Origin of the sequence: Mycobacterium sp. (assembly GCF_044342925.1) — a bacterium.
GTDB lineage: Bacteria > Actinomycetota > Actinomycetes > Mycobacteriales > Mycobacteriaceae > Mycobacterium.
Genome location: NZ_JBIIOV010000224.1, coordinates 1 through 4,211 on the forward strand (window position 1 = coordinate 1; position 4,211 = coordinate 4,211).

The window sequence follows — 4,211 nt, forward strand, 5'->3', positions numbered from 1 at the left end:
GCCACTCAGGCCTTGGCCAACGCCGTCATCCGCCGCGGGGAGGTCGCCGGCTGCGTGCTACATAGCGACAGGGGAAGCCAGTTTCGAAGCCGGAGATTCGTTCTGGCACTTGGCCGTAACGACATGGTCGGCTCTATGGGCCGTGTCGGGGCGGCCGGGGACAACGCCGCCATGGAGAGCTTCTTCTCCCTGCTGCAGAAGAACGTCCTGGACCGCCGACGCTGGAACACCCGAGAGGAACTTCGCATCGCGATCGTCACCTGGATCGAACGCACCTACCACCGACGCCGTCGCCAGCTCGGCCTCGGCAGATTGACCCCGATCGAATTCGAAGCAATCATGACCACACCGGCCGATCAGGCCGCGTGACTAACTGTGTCACCTGTTCGTGCAGCAGACCCGCCGATGGAAGGACGAGTGTCCCTGTGGATGGCCCACTGTGGACTGCTGGACGACCTTCTACGCCCCGTTCCTGCTTGTCATGGTCGCAGCGACAAATCTGGGTGTCAGTGCGGCCGACTGCTGTAGGTGCCCCGCCGTCGTTGTTTGAAATACACCAGCACCCTTCGGTTTCGCCGCGTCCGCTCGGCGATCTGGTCGGCCCAGCGGTGCAGGACCGCGGTGGAATAGCTGCCCGCATAAGGCGGATCGCTGTCCGGGCCGTCCATGCGGACGTAAACGAAATCCGTTGTCGCCTTGGGGATACAGTCCAGACCCAGGCCGTCGGTGACGACGTAGGCCGCCCGGTGCCGGGAATGGATCTCGTCGACCACGGGATCGTTCCACGACGGGTGGTGCAACTCCATCGCGATCCGGATCCACGGCGGCACCATGGCCAGGAAGGTGTCCAGACGCTCTTCGTCGCGACCCATGTCGTAACGGTCCAGCCGCCGGGCCGCAGGAAGCCCGGGGGGTCGGGCACTCCGGTCCAGTTGGTCATAGGACCAGCCCGACGTTCCGATCCGGACATCCACTCTTCGATCCCTACCCGGGCCACGCCCGGGGAAACCCTAGGCTCGACGACATGGCCCTGTTCCGGCGCGGCGACGCCGTCATCCACTACACCGACACCGGCGCACCCGGAGGCCGGCCCGATGCGCCGACGGTGTTCTTCGGGCACGGCCTGCTGTTCGGCGGCTGGATGTTCACTCCGCAGATCGAGGCGCTTCGCGATGAGTACCGCTGTGTGGCCATCGACTGGCGCGGGCAGGGCCAGAGCCCGCCGGCCAGGGACGGCTACGACATGGACACCCTGGCCGCCGACGCCATCGCCCTGATCGACGAATTGGGCCTGGCCCCGGTGCATTACGTCGGACTGTCCATGGGCGGCTTCGTCGGACAGCGGATCGCCGCCCGGCACGGGCACCTGCTTCGGTCGCTGACGCTGCTGGACACCAGCGCCGGACCGGAGTACCCGGCCAAGGCACGGCAGTACAAGCTGCTGGCGGTGATCTACCGGCTGGCCGGGATCACTCCGCTACGGCCAAAAGTGCTGCCACTGATGTTCGGTCCGACGTTCCTGGCCGATCCGGCCAACGCCCCGCTGATCGGCGAATGGGAGCAGCGACTGGCGCGCTGTTCACGGTCCGGCATCGCCAAAGCCGTTCGGGGCGTTGCCGATCGGGCGTCGGTGGAACCGGAGGTCGCCTCGATCACGGTGCCGGTCCAGGTGATCGTCGGCGCCGATGACGTCGCCACCCCGCCGGTCAAGAGCCGGCGCATCGCCGACCTGATTCCCGGCGCGCGGCTGGGGCACGTCCCCGACTGCGGCCACTCCAGCACCCTCGAACAGCCGGCTGCGGTGACCCGGCTGATCAGGGACTTCCTCAGGACATGACAGCAGGCCTGCCGCCTGGGGAGGGCGGCAGGCCTGCTTTGGGGACGAATTCTCAGGCGCCGGATGGGTGAGCGCCGAGAACCCGCTGCATATCGGGGATCATCTGCTGCAGCTGGGAACCCCAGTAACCCCAGCTGTGGGTGCCGTTGGCCGGGAAGTTGAACACACCGTTGCGCCCGCCGGCGGCCAGGTAGTTCTGCATGAAGGTCTTGTTGGTGCGCAACGTGAACCCTTCGAGGAACTGCGCGGCCATCAGGTTGCCGCCGCCGCCGGAGGTGTCCAGCTCCGAAGGCGTACCGGTGCCGCAGTAGATCCAGACCCGGGTGTTGTTGGCCACCAGCTGATTGATGTTGATCATCGGGTCGTTGCGCCGCCACGCCGGGTCCGACGACGGGCCCCACATGCTTTGGGCGTTGAACCCGCCGGCGTCGTTCATCGCCAGACCGATCAGCATCGGCCACCAACCCTCGGACGGATTGAGGAAGCCCGACAGCGAGGAGGCGTAGACGTACTTCTGCGGGTAGTAGATCGCATAGGTCAGCGCAGAGCCGCCCGCCATCGAAAGACCAATCACGGCATTGCCGTTCGGGTTGATGCCCTTCTTGTCCTTCAGGTAGACCGGCAGCTCCTGGTTCATGAACGTTTCCCACTTGTAGGTGTAGTTCTGACCGTTGCCCTGCGACGGCTGGTACCAGTCGGTGTAGAAGCTCGACTGACCGCCGACCGGCATCACCGCCGACAGGCCGGAGTTCTGGAACCACTCGAAGGCGGGGGTGTTGATGTCCCAGCCGCTGTAGTCGTCCTGGGCACGCAAGCCGTCGAGCAGGAACACCGCGTGCTCGCCGCCGCCCTGGAACTGGATGCGGATGTCGCGGCCCATCGAGGCCGACGGCACATCGAGATACTCCACCGGCAGACCGGGGCGCGAGAACGCCGAGGCCGTCGCCGAACCGCCGGCGACTCCGATCAGGCCGGGCATGACGGCCACGGCGGCGACGGTCGCTGCCGTGCGGCGCGCCCATGTGCCGCGCAACTTTTCGACGAACTTCATCTGGAGACTCCCATCGCTTTTCGTACACGTTCCCAGTGCAGCGGTGAACTGCCTGTGCTCCGGTAGTGAAACATCGGGTTTGCCGGGCAGCCGGAACGCGACGCGGTGCGCCAAGTCGCAGTTGGGCAACGATCAGGTCACGTGGTGTGACCGCAGTTCAGGATGCGATGTCTTCTTCTTCCGAATCCGTTGCCGCCGTGTGATCTTGGATCTGGATGGCGGCCTTGCGGGCACGCTCGCGCCGTTCGTCGATCGCTTGGCTGAGGTCCTTCAGCAACTCGGGTTTACGAAAAACGAACTGCTCCAGGGCATCACGTTCGATGCGTAGGACCGTCACCTCGCCGATCGCGGAGGCGTTGCCGGCGACGGGTTCGCGAGTCAGAGCGGTTTGTCCGATGAAGTCGCCCTCGTGCAGGGTGGTTATCGGGATGAGGTCGCCGTCCTTGCCGGTGACGACCAGCCGGACCCGGCCCTTGACCAGGAAGGACATCGCCGACGGCACGTCACCGCTGTGCTGCATGACCTCGTCGGCGCCGTACCGGGTGACCGTCACATGCGGCATCAGCGCTTCCAGCTCCGAGCTGCTCACCCGCAGCACCGGCGCGATCTTGCGCAGGGCCTCAGCGCGTCGGGCCGGCGTGGAGTACTCGTCGGCGATGCCGTCGAGGGCCAGCCCGGCGCGCCGCGCGGCGTACCAGAGCCAGCGCTGGAACGTCGATCGCGCCGGCACGTCCTCGGCCGGGGTCCGGACCGGGATTGTGACGGTGTAGTCGGTGCTGGTGGCGGCGTTGGCCACCGGCTCGCCGCCGGGGTGCAGCTGGGGCAGGTCGGCGGCCACCGCGGTGAGCAGGGCGCACACTTCGTCGGGGGCGTCGGCGCCGGCGAATTTGGCGTTGATCGTGATGGTGTGTCCGCCGGGCGGGCGGCTGAGGTTGGCGAACGCCTGGCCGGCCAGCACCGAGTTGGGGATGATCTCCAGCCCGCTGCCGGTGTTGATGTGGGTGGCCCGCCAGTTGACCTCCACCACCCTGCCTCGCGCGGAGGAGGTCTGCACCCAGTCACCCATCTGGAACGGCTGCTCGAACAGCAGCAGCAGACCCGAGATGATCTGGCCGACCGAGTTCTGCAGGGTCAGGCCCAGGACGATCGAGCTGACCCCGAGCGCGGTGAACAGGCCGCCCACATTGGCGCCCCAGACGTAGGCCAGGATCATCGCCAGCCCGATGGCGATGATCGCGAACCGGGCGACGTCGATGAAGATCGACGGCATCCGGCGGCGCCAACTGCCCGAGGGCGCATTGGCGAACACGCTGGCGCTGAAGC

At 66.7% G+C, this 4,211-nt stretch carries 5 protein-coding genes; 2 read left to right on the plus strand and 3 right to left on the minus strand.

The annotated features are described in order from the left end of the window. Positions 1-369 (plus strand): integrase core domain-containing protein (locus tag ADBZ6I_RS16335; RefSeq protein WP_526385684.1); only part of this gene is annotated, 369 nt, incomplete at its 5' end. A 137-nt stretch (positions 370-506) separates the two neighbouring features. On the opposite strand, the gene ADBZ6I_RS16340 is transcribed toward ADBZ6I_RS16335, so the two are convergent. After that, positions 507-974 carry a DUF72 domain-containing protein gene (locus ADBZ6I_RS16340; RefSeq protein ID WP_526385686.1) on the minus strand — a complete coding sequence of 156 codons (468 nt, stop codon included), beginning with the start codon at positions 972-974 and terminating at the stop codon, positions 507-509. A gap of 50 nt (positions 975-1,024) precedes the next feature. On the opposite strand from ADBZ6I_RS16340, the gene ADBZ6I_RS16345 reads away from it, so the two are divergent. Further along, positions 1,025-1,837: an alpha/beta fold hydrolase gene (locus ADBZ6I_RS16345; RefSeq protein WP_526385688.1), complete on the plus strand. Its 813-nt coding sequence runs from the start codon at positions 1,025-1,027 to the stop codon at positions 1,835-1,837. Positions 1,838-1,889: 52 nt separating this feature from the next. Here the strand turns inward: ADBZ6I_RS16345 and ADBZ6I_RS16350 are convergent, their stop codons facing one another. Both ADBZ6I_RS16350 and ADBZ6I_RS16355 read right to left on the minus strand, forming a co-directional pair. Beyond that, on the minus strand, positions 1,890-2,888 hold the full coding sequence (locus ADBZ6I_RS16350) for an alpha/beta hydrolase (protein WP_526385690.1): 999 nt from the start codon (positions 2,886-2,888) through the stop codon (positions 1,890-1,892). A 157-nt stretch (positions 2,889-3,045) separates the two neighbouring features. Further along, positions 3,046-4,211: mechanosensitive ion channel domain-containing protein (locus tag ADBZ6I_RS16355; protein WP_526385692.1), on the minus strand; the 1,166-nt coding region annotated here is incomplete at its 5' end.